The sequence below is a fragment of the Actinoplanes sp. CA-015351 genome (assembly GCF_050955685.1).
Taxonomy (GTDB): domain Bacteria; phylum Actinomycetota; class Actinomycetes; order Mycobacteriales; family Micromonosporaceae; genus Actinoplanes.
This window is the reverse complement of sequence record NZ_CP192102.1, coordinates 212040-231921: the sequence shown is the minus strand read 5'-3', so window position 1 is coordinate 231921 and position 19882 is coordinate 212040. Positions and strand designations below refer to the sequence as shown.

Sequence of the window (19882 nt, the reverse complement as noted above, 5' to 3'; positions counted from 1 at the left end):
GCCCCAACGCCGCTGCCTCCAGGCCCTGCGCCTAGCCCGGTGCCCACCCCGGGACCACTGGACCCGGTCCCGGGACCCGGGCCCACGCCGGCCCCGCCGACGCCAGCTCCAAGTCCGGCCCCGAGCCCGGTTCCGCCCGCGCCGAAACCCGTGCCGCCAGGCCCAGGGCCGTCCCCGATTCCGCCCGGGCCAGGGCCGAACCCCGTGCCACCGGGTCCTGGACCCAGCCCTGTCCCGCCCGGGCCAGGACCAAGCCCTGTCCCTCCGGGGCCAGGGCCGGTGCCGCCTGGACCGGTGCCGCCTGGACCGATGCCGCCTGGACCGATGCCGCCTGGACCGGGCCCGGTGCCGCCGGTCATCGGAAACGGGTTGCCGGCTTACACGCTGCCGCCTGCCGCCGGGCCGGGTGGGTTGCCGCCTACTGGGCCGCCTACGACCTCTGGACCGCCTAAGACCTATGGCACGCCCGTCTCGAAGGCCTATCCGGGCTTCCCGTCCGCACCGGAGAACAGCGACATGACGCAGCAGGTTCCCAGCGACATGACTCAACCGGTGCAGACCGGGAACCCGTACGGGTTCAACACTCCCCCGCCCACCACACCGGTGCAGAACGGCGTGCCGCAGCAGCGGGCGCAGGCCGGTGGGACGGTCTACAGCACCGGTGGCTACCCGGCCATCGACATGACGATGCCGGTCAACGTCGACCCGGTGGAGAACTCCGGCTCGCTGACCGGGCACATCCTGGCGCAGGGCTGGCACGACGGCCCCGTCGACCAGCGGCGGAGCAACTTCAAGGTGGTCGTCGCGATGCTGGCCGTGCTCGGCCTGCTCGTCACGATCAGCCTCATCTTCGTATTCACCGCGGGCGACGCCTTCACCGACATGGTCAAGAACATCGGCGGTTGAGTACCGCTGAGATCGGACCGGGTGGAGGTTACGGCGAGGACGGACGGGTTAACCCGATGCGGTGAGTATTTGCCGCTGGGAGCGTCTAGACCTAAGCTTGCAGGGTTGTGCTCCGGGTGAGCCTGCCCACTACCAGCCGGGAATGCGGCCGGTCTGGCAAACGTTGACCCGTACACTAATGACAGTTATTCACGCGGCGTGCCCACCCGGTGCACGCCACGGGCGTTCTTGCGGGCATTTCAGCGAGCGGTTCTCAGAATCCGCGGCGGGCCTTTCGCGAGCATGCGCCCCCGTAGAGAGGTTCTCTTGACCACTTTCGCTGATCCCAGCACGTTCCCGTCCGTACTCGAAACCCCCGCAACATCAGAAGAAACCACCGCGACCACGGAGATCATCGCCCCGGAGTCCTCGGAGACGGCCGAGAACACCGAGGCCAGCGCGACCGTTGAGGCCGCTGCTGAGCAGACTGACTCTCCCGAGATCGCTGCGGCCCCCGAGGCCGCTGAGGCGCCGGAGGCCGTCGAGGCCCCGAGTCTCACCTTCGGTGACCTCGGCCTCCCCGCCGAGATCGTCCGCGTGCTGACCCGTGAGGGCATCTCCACGCCGTTCGAGATCCAGGCCGCCACCGTTCCGGACGCTCTGGCCGGCCGTGACGTGCTCGGCCGCGGCCAGACCGGCTCCGGCAAGACGCTCGCCTTCGGCCTTCCGGTGCTCGCCCGGATCGCGCTGAGCGGCAAGGCTCGCCCGCACTACCCCAAGGCCCTGATCCTGGTGCCGACCCGTGAGCTGGCCATGCAGGTGGCCGACTCGCTCATGCCGCTCGGCCGTTCGGTCGGCGTCTTCCTGAAGACCGCCGTCGGCGGCGTTCCGTACGACCGTCAGATGGACGCTCTGCGCCGTGGCGTCGAGGTCATCGTCGCTACGCCGGGCCGGCTCGCCGACCTGATCGAGCGTGGCGCGTGCCGTCTCGACGACGTCGAGATCACCGTGCTGGACGAGGCCGACCAGATGGCCGACATGGGCTTCCTGCCCGAGGTCACCGACCTGCTGTCCAAGACGCCGGAGAACGCGCAGCGCCTGCTGTTCTCGGCCACTCTGGACGGTGACGTCGACAGCCTGGTCAAGCGCTTCATGCACGACCCGGTGACCCACTCGACCGCGCCGGCTGAGGCCAGCGTGTCCACGATGGATCACCACATGCTGCTGATCCCGCCGGCGGACAAGTTCCCGATCACGTCGTGGATCGCCAACCGGGACGGCAAGACCATCGTCTTCGCCCGTACCCAGATGGGCGTCGACCGCCTGGTCGAGCAGCTCGCCGCGGTGGGCGTTCGCGCCGGCGCGCTGCACGGTGGCAAGACCCAGCGGGTACGCACCCGCACGCTCGCCGAGTTCAAGGAAGGCCGGACGAACGTCCTGGTCGCGACGGACGTGGCGGCGCGTGGCATCCACGTCGACGGCATTTCGCTGGTCATGCACGTGGACCCGCCGAAGGACCCGAAGGACTACCTGCACCGGGCCGGTCGTACCGCTCGGGCCGGCGAGTCCGGCGCGGTCGTGACGCTGGTCCTGCCGAAGCAGCGCCGCACCACTCAGGCGATGCTGACCAAGGCCGGCGTCGCGCCGGCCGAGACCCGGGTCCGGGTCGGCGACGAGAAGCTGTCCGAGATCACCGGCGCTCGCCAGCCGAGCGGCATCCCGGTTGTCGAGGAGCCGGAGCAGCGCCGCGAGCGTGGCGACCGTCCCCGCCGCTTCGGTGACCGTCCGTCGCGTGGCGGGTACGGCGACCGCCCGCAGCGTTCGTTCGGCGACCGTAACGAGCGTGGCGGCTTCAGTGACCGTCCGCGTCGCTCGTTCGGCGACCGCCCGGCCGGCAGCGACCGCCCGCAGTACGGTGACCGGCCCGCCGGTGACCGTCCGACCGGCGACCGTGGTGGCTACGGCGACCGCCCGCAGCGTTCGTTTGGCGACCGCCCGCAGTACGGCGACCGCCCGGCCGGCAGCGACCGCCCCCAGTACGGTGACCGGCCCGCCGGCGACCGTGGCGGCTACGGCGACCGCCCGCAGCGTTCGTTCGGTGACCGGCCCGCCGGTGACCGTGGCGGATACGGCGACCGTCCGGCCCGTACCGACCGTCCGGCCGGCGAGCGTCACTACGGTGACCGTCCGACCGGCCAGCGCCGTGAGGCTCCCCGTGGCGACCGCCGCGAGGGCCCCCAGGGTCGCTTCGGCACGTCCCGCCCGGCCCGCAGCTACTGAGCTGAAGCCGGCGGTGCGTAACCGTTAGAAGCACGACAAAGGCCCGGCACGTGATCAGCGTGCCGGGCCTTTGCTTGCCTGGATCTCTGGAGCCTGCGTTTCTGGGCCGCCGGAAGCCGCCGACGGCCTTGAGCGGGCAGTTGGGCGTGGCCGGAGTGGCACGCCGGCCCGGCGGTTACGCGTACCAAATAGAAGGGTGAGGGACGCTCAGCGGTCTCGCCACTCTCCGTCGGAGAGGAAGCGGCTGACGACCGCGGTGTGCGGGGCGAGGTCGAGGCCTTGGCGGGTGACCCAGTCGTCGGAGTAATAGGTGTTGGCGTAGCGTTCGCCGCCATCGCAGATGAGCGTGACCAGGGAGCCTGTGCGGCCGGCAGCGAGCATTTCGGCGATCAGGCGGAACGAGCCCCAGAGGTTGGTGCCGGTTGAGCCGCCCACCCGGCGGCCGAGCACGTCCGAGGCGGCTCGCATGGTGGCGAGCGACGCGGCGTCCGGCACGTGCACCATCCGGTCAACCACGCCGGGCTGGAACGACGGCTCGACGCACGGGCGGCCGATGCCTTCGATGCGGGAACCCTGGCCGGTCACGACGCTCCAGTCGCCGGCGAGATAAGCCTGCCAGAACGCCGAGCCTTCCGGGTCGACAACGCACAGCTTCGTGGCGAATCGGCGGTATCGGGCGAAGCGGCCGATTGTCGCGCTGGTGCCTCCGGTGCCGGCGCCGACGACGATCCAGGCCGGGATCCGGTGCCGTTCCAGAGCGAGCTGGCTGAAGATCGACTCCGCGATGTTGTTGTTGCCGCGCCAGTCGGTGGCTCGCTCGGCGTGCGTGAACTGGTCCATGAAGTGCCCGCCGAGCTCGGCCGCGAGCTTGATCGCCTCGGGCACCACCTCGGTCGCGGTCGGCACCAGGTGGCACTTGCCGCCCTGGAACTCGATCAGCGAGATCTTCTCCGAGGACGTGCTGGCCGGCATCACCGCGATGAACGGCAGGCCGAGCATTCGCGCGAAGTACGCCTCACTCACCGCTGTCGATCCGGACGAAGCCTCCACGATGGTCGTTCGCGGGCCGATCCAGCCGTTGCAGAGCGAGTACAGGAAGAGCGAGCGGGCCAGCCGGTGCTTGAGCGAGCCGGTGGGGTGCGACGACTCGTCCTTGAGGTAGAGGTCGATCCCCCAGGCGCGGGGCAGCGGGAACGGGATCAGATGGGTGTCGGCCGACCGGTTCGCGTCCGCCTCGACCTGCGCGATCGCGTCGCGGGCCCAGTTACGCTCGACGATGCCGGAGCGATCGAGGCTGGTGATTTCCATCTCAGCCCAGCCCCGGCTGTGGTCGGTTTTCCCACTTGGTGGAGAGCGCGATAGCGGTACGCGTGGACGCGACACCAGGGGTCCGATTGATCCGGACGATCAGCTGCTCCAACTCGGCGATCGTGCCGACCCGCACGGTGAGCTGGTACGACTCGACCCCGGCCATGAAGTAGCAGCTCTCCACTTCGGGCATCGCGCGGACCGCGGTGAGCACGTCGTCGGTGTCGGCACCGGAGTCCTCGATGATGCCGATCAGCGCGGTGACGCCGAGTCCGATCGCGTCGTGGTCGATGTCGGCCCGGTAACCGCGTATGGTTCCGGCGGTCTCGAGCTTACCCACACGCTCGTGCACTGCGGGGGCGGAGAGGCCGACCTTGCGGGCGAGCTCGGCGTACGACGAGCGTGCGTTCTCTCGTAGCAGGTCGATCAGCCGGAGGTCGATGGAGTCCATGCCTGAAACCCTAATCGGGTGGCGCTCCCACCTTCACGCCCGGTAGCGGGGAAAGGGGGCCAGGATAATGACCGTTGTCGCAATCGGGGCTTTTTCCGCATTTCACGGACTTGGTTCAGGGGCGGTGCTCTAATGGCTTTACGTCCCGATCGAGCAAGCCGACACTCAGCGTGACCACCGGCCGCTCCAGAACACACACAAGGAGGGGGTTGTGGACACTGGAGATCGTCTGCTGACGCCGGGCGAAGTCGCCGCGCTTTTCCGCGTCGACCCCAAAACCGTAACGCGCTGGGCAGCAGCCGGGCGCATCGGCAGCATCCGTACTCCCGGTGGACACCGCCGATTCCGCGAGTCCGAGGTCCGCGCGTTGCTGGAAGGCGACGGCGTGGTCGAGGAAATGCGCGAGGACGACGCCGCCAACAAGCCGCGTAACAACGGCCCGGCAAATCCAGGTGCGGGTTACGGCCCGCCCAACGGATTGCGTTAAACGCGTCCTTCGCCCAGCTCGCCGGTCCATCTGCGGAAAAGCGTATGCGATACGCCCAAAGCGTCCAGCACCTTACCGGCAACAAAGTCGATCAATTGTTGTGCGGTGGCACCTGCCCCGGACCCGTAAAAGCCCGGGCTCGCCGGCAGGACCACCGCACCGGCATCGTGTAAAGCGATGAGGTGCTCCAGGTGACTCCGGGTAACCGGAGTCTCCCGGGGCACCACTACCGTGCGTCGTCGTTCTTTGAGATTCACCTCGGCGGCGCGCTGCAACAGATCTTTGGAAAGACCGATGGCGATCCCGGCGCACGCAGCAGTGCTCGCCGGAACAACGGCCATGCCGCGCACCGGGTAGGAACCACTGCTCGGGCCGGCGGCCAGGTCACCGGCCGGCCAGTACGCCAGGTCGCCCAGGTCCCGGCCGAGCCACGAGGACACATCGTCCTTCCAGTGCGCGTCCCGGACCGTCGCGCCGGTCTCGTCCAGCAGGGTGAGCCGGGCAGCCCGGGAGATCACCAGATCAACGGATTCTCCTGCGTCAAGGAGACCGGTGATCACCGCTTTCGCGTACGGAGTGCCGGAAGCACCGGAGACACCGACGAGCCAAGGTTCGCGCATGTCTTCCAGTGTGCCGTCAGTTGAGCTGGGGCAGCACAAACGTGGGGTATGCCTCGTCCACCGGCGTCCAGGTGGAAGGCTTCTCCGGGTCGGCAGCCCGGACCGATTCGAAGATCTTCCGCAGCTCGGCGAGCTTGACGCCGTGCCCGGAGACGACAAGCGAGTAGCGGCCGTCCAGCACCCGTTTCTGACATGACGGAATGTCCTCGTGGCACGCCGGCTTCGTAGGTGTCCCCTCAGTCACCGGCTCCAGCTCGATGGAGATCAGACTGCGCACCACGCCCGGCGCGTGCTCGCGGTCGGGCCGGGCCAGGATCTCCTTGGTCTTCGCCTCGGTGACGAAGCGGGCGCGGAGGTCGTTCGCCACGAAGAGCCGGTAATCGTCCGGGATGTACGTGGCGGTCAAGGCCGTTCCCAGTGGTTTCCCGTCGCCGAGCGCGAAGCCTGCCGCGATCTTGCGCATCTGGGCTCGGGACAGTTTCTCGGTGTCGCCCACCTGGCCCGTTCCTCCGTCGGCGAGTTCCCAGACGAGGTACTCACTGCCGGTCTTCAAGCGGAGAAAATATGCGTCACGTCCGTCGACCGGCTCGGTCTCGAACTTCTTGGCGCCGTCCTCCGGAATCCGCTGGACGCCCGGCGGGTACACGCTGAGGTAGGCCACCCCCTCGTCACCCTCGCGGATCTTCGCGGACGTCCACCCGAGAGACATCGCGGCGGGCTCGTCCACGGTATAACCGCCGGCCGAGTAGCCGTGAAAAGCCGGGGTGAAAGAGAATTTCTCCGGGACGACGGGAACGGTGACGGGAACGGGAACGGTCGGCGTCACCGCGGGCAATGCCGCCGGCCGGGTGAGGATCTGCGGCACCCCGATTGCGGTGGCGACCGCCACCACAGCCGTGATCGCCCACCCGGCGTTCCTACGGCGCAGCCGGCGCCGCCCGGCGTTCACCAGGTCGTCGACGGCCAGGCGTGTCGGCGGCGCGTCGGCCTTGGCTTCTTCGAGCAATTCATCGATTCGCATAGGGTGCCTCCAGGATCTGACGCAGCGTTGCGAGACCTCGCGCGGTGTAGACCTTGACGGTGCCTTCCGGGCATTTCAGCGCGGCGGCGGTCTGCTGCACGCTGAGGCCTTCCAGGAAGCGCAGCACCAGGACAGCGCGCTGGCGGACCGGTAAGCGGCCCAACGCGGCCCTCAGGTGCAGCCTGTCGTGCACAGCCTGGGTGGCGTCGTCGGGTTCGGCGCGCTCGGGCAACAACTCGGCCGCCCGTTCGCGCTTCCACCACGGGCGGCGAGTCTCGTCGATCGCGGCCCGGACCACAGCGGTGCGCGCATAGGCATCGTGGTTGTCGATGCGGTTCCACTTGACATACAGCCGCGGCAGGGCAGCCAGCACCGCGTCCTCGGCCAGCTGCCAGTCACCACAGGTGAGATACGCCAGCCCGCGCAAAGACTCCATCCGCGCGGCGACGAACTCCCGGAACTGGGTCTCTCGATCGCTCACGGGGGTTAGACGTTCGTCGACGCCTGGCGGGTTACAGCAGGATCAGATCGAGGAGGGCGAAGACGAACAGCGCGATCGCGATGAAGCCGTTGGCGGTGAAGAACGCCCGGTTGACCTTGGAAAGATCGTGCTCGGTCACAACGACGTGCTGATAGACGAGCCCGGCGCCGGTCAGCAGGAGGCCGGCCCACCAGAACCAGGTCAAGCCGACCAGCTGGCCGAACCAGATGAAAAGCGCGAAACACGCGATGTGGGTAAAAGTCGAAATCCTCAAGGCCGTAGCAACACCGAACCGCGCCGGCGTCGAGTGCACCCCGATCCGCCGGTCCACCTCGATGTCCTGGCAGGCGTAGATGATGTCGAAGCCACCGATCCACAATCCGACCGCGACACCGAGCACCCACGCCGGCCACGAGCCCGCGAACGTGCCGGTGATCGCCAGCCACGCGCCGACCGGTGCGACCGCCTGGGCCAGCGCCAGGACGTAGTGCGGGAAGTTCGTGAACCGTTTCGCGTACGGGTAGACGACCAGCGGGATCACGGCGAGCGGCGAGAGCGCCAGGCAGAGCGGGTTGAGCAGGCCGGCCGAGACGAACAGGAAGGCGAGCGAGACCAGCGCCCCGGTCCAGGCCGTGCGGACGCTTACCGCGCCGGTGACCAGCTCCCGGTTCTCGGTTCGCGGGTTCTGCGCATCGATCTTGCGGTCCAGGATCCGGTTGGCGGCCATCGCGAAGGTACGCCCGGACACCATCGCAATCGTGACCAGCACCAGGTCACCCCAGTGCCGCCCGGTGCCGTCCCGGTCGATGGCGACAAGCGCCGACAGGTAGGCGAACGGCAGCGCGAAGATCGAGTGCTCGATCATCACGAGCCGCAGGAAGGCCTTGACCTTGCCGGGTTTCTCCACGGCAGTCGTCATATCCCGTATTCCTTCCACCGCTTGTCGACGAGCGACACGACCTCGGGCGACATGACCATCTCTTCCGGCCAGCCCCGGGTGTAACCCTCGGCGGGCAGCTTACGGGTGGCGTCGACACCCGCTTTCCCACCCCAGAACTGCTGGTAGGACGCGTGGTCCAGGTGGTCGACCGGCCCCTCGGTGAGCAACAGGTCCCGTGCGTAGTCGACGTTGCCGAACGCCCGGAACGCGACCTCCTGATAGTCGTGCACGTCGCAGTCCTCGTCCACCACCACGATGAGCTTGGTGAGCGACATGAGGTGGGCGCCCCAGATCGCGTTCATCACCTTCTGCGCGTGCTTCGGGTACCGCTTGCGGATCGACACGAGCAGGCAGTTGTGGAAGACACCGGCGGCCGGCAGGTCGTAATCGACGATGTCCGGGATCAGGATCTTCAGCAGCGGCTGGAAGATCCGCTCGGTGGCCTTGCCGAGGCCGTGGTCCTCCTGCGGCGGCTTCGACGTGACGATCGAGTGGTAGATCGGCTTCTTGCGCATCGTCATGGTCTCGACGTGCAGCACCGGGAACGGCTCGACCGGGGTGTAGAAGCCGGTGTGGTCACCGAACGGGCCCTCCGGCAACCGCTCGCCGGGCTCCAGGTAACCCTCCAGGACGATCTGCGCCGAGGCCGGGACCTGCAGCGGCACGGTCAGGCAGTCGACCATCTCGATCCGCTCGCCCTTGAGGAAGCCGGCGAACAGGTACTCGTCGATGTCGGACGGCAGCGGCGCGCTGGCCGAGTACGTCACCACCGGGTCGCAGCCGATCGCGATGGCGACCGGCAGGCGCTGACCGAGCTTCTCGGCGACCGCGTGATGGGCTGTGGAGTCCTTGTGGATCTGCCAGTGCATGCCGAGCGTGTTCTTCGAGTGCTGCTGGAGCCGGTAGAGCCCGAGATTGCGCTTCCCGGTCTCCGGGTGCTTCGTGTGGGTCAGCCCGAAGTTGTGGAAGATGCCGCCGTCACCGGGCCAGACCTGCAGGCCGGGCAGCAGGTTCAGGTCGACGTCGTCGCCCTTGAGCACGACCTCCTGGCAGGGTGCGCTCTTCACCTGCTTCGGCGGCACGCTCTTGAGCTGCAGAACCTTCGCGATGCCCTCACGGATCCCGGACCAGCCGACCGGCAGCTCCGGTTTCGCCAGCGCGCCGATCCGCTCGCCGATCTCGTCGAGGCGGTCGACGCCGAGCGCCATCGCCATCCGCTTCTCGGTGCCGAACAGGTTGATCACCAGAGGCATCTCGCCCCGGGTCGGCCGTTCGAACAACAATGCCGGCCCATCGGCCCGCACGGTCCGGGTCACCACCTCGCTGATCTCCAGCGTCGGATCCACCGGAACTTTGATCCTGCGCAGCTCACCCGCCTGTTCGAGGGCGGCGATGAAGCTCTGCAGATCGGCATAGGGGAATCCACGCGGCGCCATGCCACCCAGTCTGGCACCGGATCACCGCCGACTGGCTGGCAGGTCCCGTCACTAGTGATCGGGCACTCGCGTTGACCGGATCGTGAAGCTCCGCAACGTGGCCCGATGGTGTGCGCTGACCGGATTGTTCGCCGGTCTCGCGGTGGCCGCTCCGGCGACCTTCGCGGCAGCCAAGCTGCCTCACTGCGCGCCGGGCGCGCGCTCGACAAAGCCGCCGGCAGCGCCGGCCGGGCCCAGAACCCCCGGTGCGTGCCGGGCCGTCGGTCGCATTCTCGAGTCTTCGGTACGCGTGACCCTCCCCGGAGTGAACACTCCGAGCGGCTATCACCACCTAGGGGCGGGCACCAGCGGCGAGTGGGGCGGCGTCTCCGGCCGGCTCTCCGTGGTGGACGTCTCGGTACGCCCGAACACCTACGACTTCGTGGCGAGCCGGTTCATGGCGAAGCGGGACATGGGCAGCGGCCGGATCTCGTGGCTGGAGGCGGGCTGGGCGGAGACCGGCTGGTCCAGCCCCGGCAAGCAGCGCGTCTACACCTTCAACACCAACACGAACGCCTGGCAGTTCTACGACCAGTACCCGATCCGGCCCGGCGACACGGTCTGGGTCGACCTGCACACCGACGCGGACGGCATCTGGCAGGCCTGGCTCTGGTGGAACAACCGCTGGAACCTGCTCACCACCCAGAAGCTGCCGGTCGGCAAGTCCGCGAACATGGAGCAGTACGTCGAGGTGCACGCCGACGCGAAGAAGCCGATCGTCCGCATCGACGTGCCCCGGGTGACAGTGGACAACGTGCAGCTGCGCCCGGCCGAGGGCGGACCGGCCCGGTACTGGCGCGAGGACGTGGCCACTCAAACGGGAACCGCCCCGGGGCAGCAGTTGCGCCGAGGCGGTTTCTGTCTTGACTGGGTGACGCGTTACGACACGTGGACAGCCGGAGACTGTTGACGGCCCTTTTAATCGCCGGCGTTGGCGTACGAATGCAGGCCTTCGAAGAACAGGTTCACGCCGAACAGGTTCATCAGCATCGTGACGAAGCCGAGCAGCGCGATCCAGGTGGCGACGGTCCGCTTCACACTGGGCGTGGCCCGCGCGTGCAGGTACGCGGCGTAGACGATCCAGGAGATGAACGCCCAGACCTCCTTGGGGTCCCAGCCCCAGTACCGGCCCCAGGACGCCTCGGCCCACAGCGGGCCGGCGATCAGCGCGCCGAACGTGAAGAGCGGGAACGCGAACGCGTGCAGGCGGAACGTGAGCCGCTCCAGCGCTCCGGCGTCCGGCCACCGCTTGCCGAGCGTGTACGGGAAGCTGCGCTTGCCCTCGTCGTACCCGTTCTTGATCAGGAACATCGCGGCCGGAACCGCGCCGATCAGGAAGATGCCCGACGAGATGATGATCGTCGACACGTGGAAGATGAACCAGTACGAGTTCAGCGCCGGCACCAGCGGCCCAACCGGCGTGTACGCGACCAGGCTGGCCGCGCCGAGCAGGACCACGAGGCTCAGTGAGGCGAAAAGCCCGAGGTGGCGCAGGTTCGGCTTGCGCAGCAGCACACCCACCCAGACCGCGGCGCCGACCAGGCTCGCGGAGAGGATGTACTCGTACATGTTGCCCCACGGCATCCGCTCGGCCGCGAGGCCACGGGTGACAGTGGTGCCGAGGTGCAGCGCGAAGCCGAGGATCGTGAAGACGACGGCGATCCGGCCGGCCCATTCGCCACGGCCGGCTGGGACCGGCGCCGGGATTTTTGCCACCGGCTCCTCGATGACGGGCGCTCCCGCACCCACCAGCTGCCGTGACGCCGCTTTGCCGATCCGGCTGCGCTGGCCGAACGCGTACTCACCGGCGTAGCAGATCATCGCGACCAGGTAGGCAAAAACGGTGAAGGCCATCAACTGGTTCGACAGCTCCGCCATCAGGGCGTCCCTTCCTTGAGACTTCGGGTCAGCGAGGCGAACTCGTCGCCGAACCCGGGATAGTCGGTGCGAGGCAGCCCACCGGCTTCGATCACGCTACTCCGCGCGTCGTCACCGGCTGCCGGTACCACCCGGAACCAGACCCGGCGTCGATGCCCGGACAGCGACAGCATCAGTCCGATGAGGCCCAGTACAGCGCCGATCAGCAGCAGGAACTGAGTCGGGTCGTACCTGATCGAGAGCGTTGCGAACTGGCGGACGCCGACGAACTCCAGCGTGGTCCCGTCCTCCAGAGCCAGCTTCTCGCCCAGCTTCAGCACGTACGGACGGTCGCCGCCGATCTTCTTCAGCGCGCCACTGTCGATCTGGTCACGGTCCAGTGAGTACACCGAGCCGGGGATGCCGACGTCGAGACCGAGATCACCCTGGTACGCCGTCAGGTAGAGCACCGGGTTGTTCAGCTCCGGGAACTGCGAGCGGGCACTGCCGTCGGTGGAGCCGGTCGGCAGGAACACTCCCTCGAAGCCCATCTGGAGCTTGTCGTCCCGCTTGTTGGTCTTCGGGTCGATGTTCACGTCCGGGAACTGGGCGACACCCTCGCTGGTCAGCATCCCGTCGACCGGCAGGAACGGCACGACCTTGGTCTGCGAGACGCCGTACCGGTCGGTGTACTTCAGCTCCGGCGCGTAACCCTGGCCGAGCAGGTGGATGTTGGCGTCGTCCAGGCGCAGCGGGTCGTTGACCGTGAACGATCGGGTCTCGTCCGCCCCGCCGTTCTGGCTCACCGAGACCGTCGCGTCGTAGGACTTCGGCTGGCCGGTGCTCTGGTACGTGGCGTCGAACTTCGTCAGCTTCATGCAGAAGTTCGGCAGGTCGCTCGCGTCCACCTGCGGCCCGAGGGACACGTCGTCGAACTGCGTCAGCGAGTTGCAGAACCCCTGGTCCGCGCCGGTGACCAGCAGACGGTTGCCGTGCCACCCGTACCAATGTCCGAAACCGACGCCCACGAGCACTGACAGCAGAGCGACGTGGAAGAGCAGGTTCCCGGTCTCCTTGAGATAACCCTTCTCCCCGGAGACGGTCCAGCTGCCATCCTTCTGATCCCGTACCCGAACCCGGAACCACCTGCGGCGCAAGGTCGCTGCGACCCTCACGGCCGTCTCACCGGCCGGCTGCGCCGACTCCAGGCCACCGGCATGCTCCGGCAAGCGGCCCATCCGCTTGGGAGCCTCCGGGGGTACGGTCCTCAGCGCCCGAATGTGATCACGAAGCCGTGGCAGCACGCAGCCGATCAGCGACGTGAAGAGCAACAGGTAGATCGCGGCGAACCAGGGCGACGAGTAGACGTCGAAGGCGAAAGCCCGGTCGATGGCCGGTGCCAGTTTCGGGTGCGTCGCGAAGTACTCCGCGACGTTCTCCCGGTTCACCGACCGCTGCGGGAAGATCGAGCCGGGCACCGCGGCAACCGCGAGCAGGAAGAGCAGGATCAACGCGGTACGCATGCTGGTCAGCTGCCGCCACGAGTTACGCAGCAGCGCCCAGAGCGGGTTGACCCGTCGCGGCGGCGGCGCTTCGGCCTCCTCGGCCGGCCGGTCCTCTACCACGGTCACAGCAACAGCTCCCCGCCGAAGTTGAAGGTCGTCATCAGCCAGGCGAGGAAGTAATTCCACTGTCCGGTGATCAGGGTGAGTCCAATGATGATCATCAGCGCCCCGCCGACCCGGGTGACCCAGCGGCTGTTGCGCCGGATCGCCTGGAAGACGCCGAGCAGCCGCCGGAAGAAGAGCCCGAACAGGATGAACGGGATGCCCAGGCCGAGGCTGAAGGCGAGCGCCAGGATCACCGCCCGGGCAGTGCTGCCGCTGGTGGCGGCGAGCGCCGAGACCGCGCCAAGGGTCGGGCCCACGCAGGGGATCCAGGAGACCGCGAAGATCGCCCCGAAGACCGGCGCGCCGATCAGGCCGGCGGCCGGCAGCTTCTTGAACCGGGCCTCACGCTGGAAGCCCGGGATCAGGCCCAGGTAACCGAGGCCCAGCACGATCACCAGCACGCCGAGCACGATGTTGAGGGTGTCGCGGTGCGTCAGCAGGGTGAAGCCGATGTTCGCAACCAGGGTCATGAGCAGGGTGAAGACCACCGCGAAGCCGAGCACGAAGAGGCTGCTGCCGAGCAGCACCCGGCCTTTCAGCGCGAGCGTCTCGGTCTTGGTCTTGGTGGTGCCCTCCTCTTGCGTGCTCCCGATCGCTGCTTCGAGATCGCTGCCCGCCAGGCCCGTCACATACGAGATGTAGCCGGGCACGAGCGGCAGCACGCAGGGCGAAAGGATGCTGACCAACCCCGCGATCAGTGCCGCGCCGACCGCGAGCAGCAGCGGCCCGTTCAGGGCGGTTGACTGGAATGCGTCGCCCATCAGGGGTTCTCCTCGGCTGCCACCCGTTCGACCAGTGGCTGGAGCTCGCCGAGCGTGGTGGCTCGGCGGATGGCGACAGCGATCCGGCCCTGCCGGTCCAGGATCAGCGTGGCGGGGGTGCTCACCTGGCTCACGTCGAACTGCAGGGCGACCTTCGCGTCGAAGTCGAAGATGCTCGGGTAGCTGACCCGGCCCCGCTCGAAGTTGATCGCCGCGTCCCGGTCGTCCCGCGAGTTGACCCCGATGAACGACACCTCCTTGGCCTTCGTGGCCTGGTACGTTTTCTCCAGGTCATCGGCCTCGGCCCGGCAGGGCGCGCACCACGAGCCCCAGAAATTGACCACCACGACTTTGCCGGCTTCGTCCGCGATGTCGTACGAGCCGCCGTCGAGCAGCTCGCCGGTCACGCCGGAGACCTGCGGCCGGTCCGCCACGGCACACTCCACCACGAGGTTCTCGGTGGTGGAGCAGTTCTTCGCCCAGTTCCGGTCTTCACCGCAGCCGGCCAGGAGCCCGGCAGCGGCGAACGCCGCGACGGTGACGGCCACCAGCCGGCGCATGGTCACGCCCCCTTGGCGGTCTTGGCCGTCGCGGAGAGGGCCACCAGGTGAGCGGCGGGCTCCGAGTAATCGATACCGACCACCTTGGACCCCTCGAACCGGAACGAGGTCAGGCTGGCCAGGCCACACTCCCGCTTACGCGGGTCGTGCCACAGGCGCTTGCCTTCGACGTACCGGCGCAGTGTCCAGATCGGAAGCTGGTGCGAGACGCAGACCGCCTCGTGGCCCTCGGCCGCGACCCGGGCCGCCTGCACCGCGGCGAACATCCGCTGCGCGATCACCAGGTACGGCTCGCCCCAGGACGGGGTGATCGGGTCACGCAGCACCCACCAGTGCCGGGGGTTGCTGAACGCACCGTCACCGACCGAGACCCGCTTGCCCTCGAAGTAGTTCGCGCTCTCGATCAGCCGGACATCGGTCGCCGTCTCCAGCTTGAACTCGGCGGCGAACGGCGCTGACGTCTCCTGTGCGCGCTCCAGTGGGCTCGACACCACGTGGGTGATGTCCCGCCCGGCCAGCACCTCGGCGGCCGCCTTGGCCATCTGGTTGCCGAGCTCCGAGAGATGGAAGTCGGGCAGCCGGCCGTACAGAATCTTGCCGGGGTTGAAGACCTCGCCGTGCCGGAGCACGTGCACCGTGGTCTTTGTCGACTCGCTCAAGATTTTGCTCCTGCTGCCGCCCGGGCCGCCGGCTGCACTGCCGCGGCGATCTGTTCCAACGCCGCGTCGTCCAGCGCGGTGGAGACGAACCACGACTCGAAGGCGCTCGGCGGCAGGTACACACCGTTCGACAACATCGCGTGGAAGAAGGCCTTGAACGCCGCGGCGTCCTGGGTCTTCGCGGAGTCGTAGTCGACGACCTCCGCATCGGTGAAGAAGATCGAGAACATGTTGCCGGCGGACGAGAGCCGATGCGGCACACCCGCCGCGGTGAGCGCGTCGGAGGCGAGCGAGCTGACCGTGCCGGCCACCTCGTCGAGCCGCTTGTAGACCGCGTCGTCGGCGAGCCGCAGTGAGGCGAGGCCGGCCGCGCAGGCCAGAGGGTTACCGGAGAGCGTGCCGGCCTGGTAGACCGGGCCGGCCGGCGCCAGCCGGGACATGATCTCCCGGCGGCCGCCGAACGCCGCAGCGGGCAGGCCGCCGCCCATCACCTTGCCGTAGGTGAACAGGTCGGCGTCGACCGGATGCAACCCGGCCCAGCCACCCGCCGAGATCCGGAATCCCGTCATCACCTCGTCGACGATCAGCAGCGCGCCGTACCGATGGGCGATCTCGGCGAGCTTTCCGTTGAAGTCGTCACGCGGGAAGATCACGCCCATGTTGCCGGGCGCGGCCTCGGTGATGATCGCCGCGATGTCCGGCCCGTTGAGCTTGAACGCCTCTTCGACCGCGGCCACGTCGTTGTACGGCACCACGATCGTCTCGGAGGCGGCCGCACCGGTGACACCCGGCGAGTCCGGCAGGCCGAGCGTCGCGACGCCGGAGCCGGCCGCGGCGAGCAGCGCGTCCACGTGACCGTGGTAGCAACCGGCGAACTTCACGATCTTGGAGCGGCCGGTGAAACCCCGGGCCAGCCGGATCGCGGTCATCGTCGCCTCGGTGCCCGAGTTGACCAGGCGCACCTCGTCGATCCCGGTACGCCGGACGATCTCCTCAGCCAGGTCGACCTCGCCGGCCGTCGGGGTACCGAAGCTGGTGCCCAGGGACGCGGCCCGCTGCACCGCCTCGATGATCTCCGGGTGCGCATGCCCGTGGATCAGCGGACCCCACGAGCAGACCAGGTCGACGTACCGCCGCCCGTCCGCGTCGGTCATCCACGGACCGCTGCCCGAGACCATGAATCGGGGCGTGCCGCCGACCGCTCGGAACGCACGCACAGGTGAATTGACCCCGCCCGGCACGATGGCCTGGGCGCGGTCGAACAGGGCCTGGGAAACCGGGGCGTCCTCCGGGTACGGAAGATCCGCGGTGGGAAATGTCGTGGTCACAGCGGTTCCCATTCTGTCAGCGGCGTACGGCGAGTATCTCTGGAGGGTTGTTCACGTCACCGGGGGATGCCCGGATGCGCCCGGTCTGACCATGCCGAACGGGCCGAACTGTCCCGGAGAGGATAGGCTGAGCTGCGTGGAGCGACCCGAGCTGTCCATCGCGGTGCAGCGCGCCCCCGACGAGGTGGTAATCGCGCTCGCCGGGGAAATCGACGTGCTCACCGTCACCGAGCTGTCCACGATCGTCAACGAACTGCTTGTCGAGCCGCCGTCGTCGCGCATTGTCCTCGACATGTCCGGAGTGACGTTCTGTGACTCGCAGGGCCTGGGCACGCTTGTGGTGCTGAGCCGCAAGGCGCAGCACGCGCAGACCGTGCTCGCCCTCGCCAACGTGGGTGATTTCCTGATGCGGGTGCTGGACATCACCGGCCTGCGCAGCGCCCTGATGATCAGCAGCACGGCCTGAACCCGACATACCGCGATGGTGTCACATCGCGATTGGGTGATTCCTGAGAGCGCGGTCGGCTGTGGATTTAGCCGAAGGCTCCGGACACGTTCACGGTGGCGCCGCTCTCGGTGACCGCCGTGGCAGCGTATCCATCACCGTTCGCATCGCGCCCACCCGAGGCGAACGTGTACCGCGCGAAGAAGACGTACGTCCCCGGTTCCAGGACGTCGCCTGAGGAGAGCGCGAAGCGGTAGACCAGGGCGTCGGCTTCCTCGGTGACCGAGCTGCTCACGCTCGCGCCCGGCACCTGCTGACTGCCGCCGCGAGAAACAAGCTCCGGGGTACGCGTCACCCGGATCGCCACGTCGAGCGCGGTGAGCCGCTCGGTCGTCTTCACGGTCACCACACCGGAGCCCTGTGAGTCGGAGGCGTCGATCGAGCCGTCCGACCAGAGCGGACCGCTGATCGCGGGGTCGGCCGTGGCGGTGTTCTCCGGCGGGACGCTGCTGGCCGGCGCCGACGAGGGGGACGCCGGCGCGGAGCTGGCACTCCGCGCCGACGAAGACTTGGTGGTTCTGCTGGTGCTGGGTGCCCCGGATGGGGACGTTGGTGCGACGGAGGGCGACGGTGCGACCGGCGGGACCACGGGCACACTGATGCTCGGTGCCGGGGGCGCCGGCTGAGGCGCCCCGTCGCCGGCGACCGCCCACTGCGCGAATCCGCCGCCTCCGAGAACGGCGGCCACCGCGACGGCCGCGCCGCTGATCCGCCACCGGGGCTTCGCTTCGGCCCGATGCTTGGCGAACTGGTTACGCATCGCCGTCTCGGTGATCCGGTCGAGCATCGCCTCGCGGTTCGGACGGTGCTTGACCGCCTCCGCGCGCAGTGCCGCGCGCACGTCGTCCTCGATGAGCCTCATGCCGCCGCCCTCCAACCGTGGATCTGTTGCCGTCAGCAGCCATCGGTTGGCTCATCGGCGACGGTGGCTGCCGGACCCGGGTGTCCGGCAGCCACCGGTCGAACTACTTGAAAGTGATGTCGGAATCGGTGTACTTGCAGTTCACACCGTCCGCACCGGTGCCGATCTTGGTCGGCTCCTCGCCGGTGTTGTTACCGGTGAACCGGACGCAGATGTCCAGGTCGTTGTCACCGACGATGGTCACCTTGGACAGCGTGGCGGTGTCGCCGTAGTTCGCGTTGATGCCGACCAGGCTCTTCGCCGGGGCGGTCGCGACCACGTTCTGCACCACCACAGCCCGCTTGTACTGGGTGGAGCAGTTGCCGCAGGACCGGTAGAGCTTGCCGAAGTCGGAGACCTGGAAGTTCTTGATGGTCAGCGTGCCGCCACCGTTGTGCTGGAAGACCTTGTCGTCAGCGCTCTTCGCGCCGCCACCGTCGACCGTGTAGGTCGCCGAGGTGCCGCCCTTGAAGGTGGCCGCGTCCTCACCGACGTTCTCCCACCACACGTTGATCAGCGTGCAGGAACCGGAGCAGTGCACACCGTCGGCTGCCGGGGCGCCGAGGATGACGTTCTTCAGCACCGCGCCGTCGGCGAGCTTGAACAGCGGGTCCTGGCCCTCGTCCTGCGACTCGGAGCCCAGGGCGCCACTGCCGTAGTAGCGGACATTGCCGCCATCAAGGGTGCCGGAGACCGCGATGGTCGCGGTCACCGCCTTGGTGCCGGTCGCGGCCGGCCACGCGGCGGTCGGGCTGGTGCCGGTCGCGCTGGTGGGCGCGGCGGTCGCGGTCGCCGTCGCCGTCGCCGTCGCGGTCTTCGACGCGCTGGGAGTGGCGGAGGCGGTCGCGGTCTTGCTCGCCGACGCGGTCGCACTCGCCGATGCGGTCGCGGTCTTGCTGGCCGAAGCGCTCGCGCTGGCGGTCTTCGATGCGGTCGGGCTGGTGGTGGCAGTCGCGGTCGCGCCGGTCACCGGGTTCACCGCGACGTCGTCGAACGAGGCCGACGCGTAACTGGTGACCAGGCCGATCCGGCCGGTGCCGGTCAGCGAGCCGGTGCCGGAGGCGACCTTCACGCCGTCCACGTACCCGGTCACGGTGCTGCCGGACGCGTCGATGCGCAGGGTGTGCCAGGAGGTCAGGTTGCTGACCGCGGCCGAGCCGAGCACGCTGACCGTGCTGCCCTTGACCGACTGCAGCTCGGCCTTGCCGGCCGAGGTGAGCGCGAGGCGGTACATCGTGGAGGCACTGCTCGCGCGGGACGCAATGCCGGCCAGGCCACTACCGAGGCTGATCGGCTTGACCTTCGCCTGCACCGAGTAATCGGTCCAGGAGGTCTCGCCGGCGAAGACGCGGGCCAGCTCGCTGTCGGCCTTCGTCTGCTGGTAGACCTTCGAGCCGTCGGTGCCGACCACCCAGGTGCCACCGGACTTGGACCAGCCGCTCGCGCCGCTCTCGAAGTCGGCGGAGAAGACGGTGGCGGCCGAGGCCGACGGGACGAGAACGGCGACCAGCGCGGTGACCGCACCGGCCGCACCGGCAGCGCCGAGGCCCGTGACCAGCCGGCGACGCCGGCGCCGGTCCGAGGCAGAGGTAGGCATTGCGTGCCGCATGTTGCTCCTACTCAGGAAGAAGAAGACCGCATGATCAAGCGGTCACGTCCCGGTAGTGGCGCGGATGCCCGGCAAGGTTGTTCG

20 protein-coding genes are annotated in these 19882 nt (G+C 68.5%); 5 read left to right on the top strand and 15 right to left on the bottom strand.

Annotated features, from left to right (window positions below; translation table 11 throughout):
• Positions 1-516 precede the first annotated feature (516 nt).
• The gene (locus ACQP2E_RS01035) at positions 517-906 is read left to right on the top strand and encodes a hypothetical protein (protein ID WP_433828012.1); all 390 of its coding nucleotides are present in this window, start codon (positions 517-519) and stop codon (positions 904-906) included.
• A 306-nt stretch (positions 907-1212) separates the two neighbouring features.
• A complete protein-coding gene (locus ACQP2E_RS01030; protein ID WP_433828011.1) occupies positions 1213-3165 on the top strand; it encodes a DEAD/DEAH box helicase in 1953 nt (650 codons plus the stop codon).
• Between the two features lie 207 nt (positions 3166-3372).
• On the opposite strand, the gene ACQP2E_RS01025 is transcribed toward ACQP2E_RS01030, so the two are convergent.
• Both ACQP2E_RS01025 and ACQP2E_RS01020 read right to left on the bottom strand, forming a co-directional pair.
• Positions 3373-4467, bottom strand: a complete 1095-nt coding sequence (locus ACQP2E_RS01025; RefSeq protein WP_433833713.1) for a PLP-dependent cysteine synthase family protein — start codon at positions 4465-4467, stop codon at positions 3373-3375.
• A 7-nt stretch (positions 4468-4474) separates the two neighbouring features.
• On the bottom strand, positions 4475-4924 hold the full coding sequence (locus tag ACQP2E_RS01020; RefSeq protein WP_433828010.1) for an Lrp/AsnC family transcriptional regulator: 450 nt from the start codon (positions 4922-4924) through the stop codon (positions 4475-4477).
• Between the two features lie 211 nt (positions 4925-5135).
• Here ACQP2E_RS01020 and ACQP2E_RS01015 point away from each other — a divergent pair, with 211 nt between their 5' ends.
• Entirely contained in the window at positions 5136-5411 is a 276-nt protein-coding gene (locus ACQP2E_RS01015; protein ID WP_111651922.1) for a BldC family transcriptional regulator, read from the top strand.
• On the opposite strand, the gene ACQP2E_RS01010 is transcribed toward ACQP2E_RS01015, so the two are convergent.
• From ACQP2E_RS01010 to ACQP2E_RS00990, 5 genes are read right to left on the bottom strand one after another with little or no spacing between them, the layout of a single operon-like run.
• Positions 5408-6031: a UbiX family flavin prenyltransferase gene (locus tag ACQP2E_RS01010; protein WP_433828009.1), complete on the bottom strand. Its 624-nt coding sequence runs from the start codon at positions 6029-6031 to the stop codon at positions 5408-5410. The two genes, ACQP2E_RS01015 and ACQP2E_RS01010, sit on opposite strands and share 4 nt — an antisense overlap.
• Positions 6032-6047: 16 nt before the next feature.
• Positions 6048-7052: a hypothetical protein gene (locus ACQP2E_RS01005; protein ID WP_433828008.1), complete on the bottom strand. Its 1005-nt coding sequence runs from the start codon at positions 7050-7052 to the stop codon at positions 6048-6050.
• Entirely contained in the window at positions 7039-7533 is a 495-nt protein-coding gene (locus ACQP2E_RS01000) for a SigE family RNA polymerase sigma factor (RefSeq protein WP_433828007.1), read from the bottom strand. Before ACQP2E_RS01000 ends, ACQP2E_RS01005 begins: the two co-directional genes overlap by 14 nt.
• 31 nt (positions 7534-7564) lie before the next feature.
• Complete coding sequence (gene mqnP / locus ACQP2E_RS00995) at positions 7565-8452, bottom strand: menaquinone biosynthesis prenyltransferase MqnP (RefSeq protein ID WP_433828006.1); 888 nt, start codon at positions 8450-8452, stop codon at positions 7565-7567.
• Positions 8449-9909 carry a menaquinone biosynthesis decarboxylase gene (locus ACQP2E_RS00990; protein WP_111651917.1) on the bottom strand — a complete coding sequence of 487 codons (1461 nt, stop codon included), beginning with the start codon at positions 9907-9909 and terminating at the stop codon, positions 8449-8451. The genes mqnP and ACQP2E_RS00990 overlap by 4 nt, the downstream gene beginning before the upstream one ends.
• A gap of 304 nt (positions 9910-10213) precedes the next feature.
• Between ACQP2E_RS00990 and ACQP2E_RS00985 the strand changes: the two genes are divergently transcribed.
• Complete coding sequence (locus ACQP2E_RS00985; RefSeq protein ID WP_433828005.1) at positions 10214-10858, top strand: hypothetical protein; 645 nt, start codon at positions 10214-10216, stop codon at positions 10856-10858.
• Between the two features lie 8 nt (positions 10859-10866).
• Here the strand turns inward: ACQP2E_RS00985 and ccsB are convergent, their stop codons facing one another.
• The 6 genes from ccsB to hemL are packed head-to-tail and all read right to left on the bottom strand — an operon-like array spanning position 10867 to position 16795.
• Positions 10867-11826 carry a c-type cytochrome biogenesis protein CcsB gene (gene ccsB / locus ACQP2E_RS00980; RefSeq protein WP_433828004.1) on the bottom strand — a complete coding sequence of 320 codons (960 nt, stop codon included), beginning with the start codon at positions 11824-11826 and terminating at the stop codon, positions 10867-10869.
• Positions 11826-13436 (bottom strand): cytochrome c biogenesis protein ResB, encoded by a 1611-nt coding sequence (resB, locus tag ACQP2E_RS00975; RefSeq protein WP_433828003.1) that lies wholly within the window; start codon positions 13434-13436, stop codon positions 11826-11828. Before resB ends, ccsB begins: the two co-directional genes overlap by 1 nt.
• Positions 13433-14236 (bottom strand): cytochrome c biogenesis CcdA family protein, encoded by an 804-nt coding sequence (locus ACQP2E_RS00970; RefSeq protein WP_433828002.1) that lies wholly within the window; start codon positions 14234-14236, stop codon positions 13433-13435. Before ACQP2E_RS00970 ends, resB begins: the two co-directional genes overlap by 4 nt.
• Positions 14236-14796: a TlpA family protein disulfide reductase gene (locus tag ACQP2E_RS00965; protein ID WP_433828001.1), complete on the bottom strand. Its 561-nt coding sequence runs from the start codon at positions 14794-14796 to the stop codon at positions 14236-14238. Before ACQP2E_RS00965 ends, ACQP2E_RS00970 begins: the two co-directional genes overlap by 1 nt.
• A 2-nt stretch (positions 14797-14798) precedes the next feature.
• Entirely contained in the window at positions 14799-15455 is a 657-nt protein-coding gene (locus ACQP2E_RS00960; protein ID WP_111651912.1) for a histidine phosphatase family protein, read from the bottom strand.
• Positions 15452-16795 (bottom strand): glutamate-1-semialdehyde 2,1-aminomutase, encoded by a 1344-nt coding sequence (hemL, locus tag ACQP2E_RS00955; protein ID WP_433828000.1) that lies wholly within the window; start codon positions 16793-16795, stop codon positions 15452-15454. Before hemL ends, ACQP2E_RS00960 begins: the two co-directional genes overlap by 4 nt.
• Positions 16796-16919: 124 nt before the next feature.
• Here hemL and ACQP2E_RS00950 point away from each other — a divergent pair, with 124 nt between their 5' ends.
• Positions 16920-17249 carry an STAS domain-containing protein gene (locus ACQP2E_RS00950; protein ID WP_433827999.1) on the top strand — a complete coding sequence of 110 codons (330 nt, stop codon included), beginning with the start codon at positions 16920-16922 and terminating at the stop codon, positions 17247-17249.
• Positions 17250-17316: 67 nt separating this feature from the next.
• Here the strand turns inward: ACQP2E_RS00950 and ACQP2E_RS00945 are convergent, their stop codons facing one another.
• The gene (locus tag ACQP2E_RS00945; protein WP_433827998.1) at positions 17317-18150 is read right to left on the bottom strand and encodes a hypothetical protein; all 834 of its coding nucleotides are present in this window, start codon (positions 18148-18150) and stop codon (positions 17317-17319) included.
• Positions 18151-18253: 103 nt separating this feature from the next.
• A complete protein-coding gene (locus ACQP2E_RS00940) occupies positions 18254-19786 on the bottom strand; it encodes a pectate lyase (RefSeq protein ID WP_433827997.1) in 1533 nt (510 codons plus the stop codon).
• Positions 19787-19882 lie beyond the last annotated feature (96 nt).